The organism is Cupriavidus sp. 2KB_3 (assembly GCF_052115685.1).
Taxonomy (GTDB): Bacteria; Pseudomonadota; Gammaproteobacteria; order Burkholderiales; family Burkholderiaceae; genus Cupriavidus; species Cupriavidus campinensis.
This window is the reverse complement of the sequence record NZ_JBFRHD010000043.1, coordinates 1-1,432: the sequence shown is the minus strand read 5'-3', so window position 1 is coordinate 1,432 and position 1,432 is coordinate 1. Positions and strand designations below refer to the sequence as shown.

The following is a 1,432-nucleotide window of genomic DNA, read 5'->3' as shown; positions in this document are numbered from 1 at the left end:
CAACACTGACTCAGCAGGGCGCCGCCAAGCTCGCCGAAACCATGCGGGCGCCGCCGGACATGGCCGGCAATATCGGGCTGTCGCTGGATATTGGCGTGGGATTCGGCCTCGCTGGCATGCTGAAGGCCGCGCGGGTGGCGAGTATTACCACAGGGCGGATTTACTTGGTGCAGCACGAGGCGAGGACCGCCGGCGGATCGGGCGGCCATACGATTCGGAAGCACGTTGGAAAGACTGACGCGCAACTGCGGGAGAGACTTGTCAGGGAACCGGGTCTGGACAGGGCTTCAACGTTCACCAACTTACGCGCGGCGGAAGAGGCGATTTCAGACGTGATGCGTGCGCAAAGCAAACAGATTGCGGCATGGGCCTCCGGCAGTGCTTCCACGTTGAGGCTTAAGGGGGTCTTGGGAAAGCCAGTGGGAAGAGTGTTGCTACGAAGTACGGGAAAATCGCACGATGCACGGACTGTAACCGTTGTGCTGAAACACGGGCAGCACAACGACATGCCGTTCTATATTCTTACCGCATACACGAATATCTAACTGTCATGGACGAGACGAGATACACGGAGCTATCCCATTTCCTCGGAATATATTTTGGTCAGGACTATGATTTGTGGGGCCAGAACGCGGAGGAGTTGATTCGTGCTTATATCTGCGAATCAGACGCGACTATGTGGAAATCGATGCTTCTGGAAATCGAAGCATTCAGAAAGAACCATGTTGCGGACCTCGACGCGGCATTCCAGCGCGAGTTCGACTGTGCGATTGACTTGACCGTTTGGGGATTCACAATCGAATCCTTCCTCGAGGAAGTCCAAAGGCATCTGAAAGAGGCCATATAAGAAAGGCCGGGATTCCAACCCGGGCGGGGAGAGGGGAGCGATACGCTGGCGTCAGCGATCGTAGTCCTCTCGAAATTTCCTTGTTCCCGCGTGGGTTTGCGCCATCTCAATAGTGCGCTGGCGCTGGCGCTGGGTCGGTAGCGTCGGGCCTCTCTTTTCATGGGGGGAATCCGATGGCTCAGGCAGACGAGATGGACGGCTTGCGCGTGGTCATGAGCGCGCCGCAACTGGCAGCGGTGCTGGCGCACCGGTCGATCAGTCCTACAGAGATGATGTCCAATCGCCTATGGGGCGGGCTGGACATCGTCGGCGGCGTGCTGGAGATGGTGGGTGCCGGGGTGCTGTGCGCGATCCCAGAGCCTACCGGGCTAACCAAGGCTGGCTGCGTCGTCTTTGGCGTGCATGGCGCGGATACGATCTGGCGCGGCGCGCGACAGGTCTGGACCGGGCACGACACTGCAACACTGACTCAGCAGGGCGCCGCCAAGCTCGCCGAAACCATGCGGGCGCCGCCGGACATGGCCGGCAATATCGGGCTGTCGCTGGATATTGGCGTGGGATTCGGCCTCGCTGGCATGCTGAAGG

General features: G+C 59.6%; 2 protein-coding genes and 1 pseudogene. All 3 read left to right on the top strand.

The features are described 5' to 3' along the window. Positions 1 to 545: RNase A-like domain-containing protein (locus AB4120_RS27560; RefSeq protein WP_441643102.1), on the top strand; the 545-nt coding region annotated here is incomplete at its 5' end. Between the two features lie 5 nt (positions 546 to 550). Then, positions 551 to 847 (top strand): contact-dependent growth inhibition system immunity protein, encoded by a 297-nt coding sequence (locus AB4120_RS27555; protein WP_149137036.1) that lies wholly within the window; start codon positions 551 to 553, stop codon positions 845 to 847. A gap of 173 nt (positions 848 to 1,020) precedes the next feature. After that, a pseudogene (locus tag AB4120_RS27550) lies at positions 1,021 to 1,432 on the top strand (RNase A-like domain-containing protein); the annotation flags it as partial.

Bases quoted from the DNA above. Each gene is read 5' to 3' on its own strand.
- AB4120_RS27555 (WP_149137036.1), top strand. From the start codon at position 551: ATGGACGAGACGAGATACACGGAGCTATCCCATTTCCTCGGAATATAT.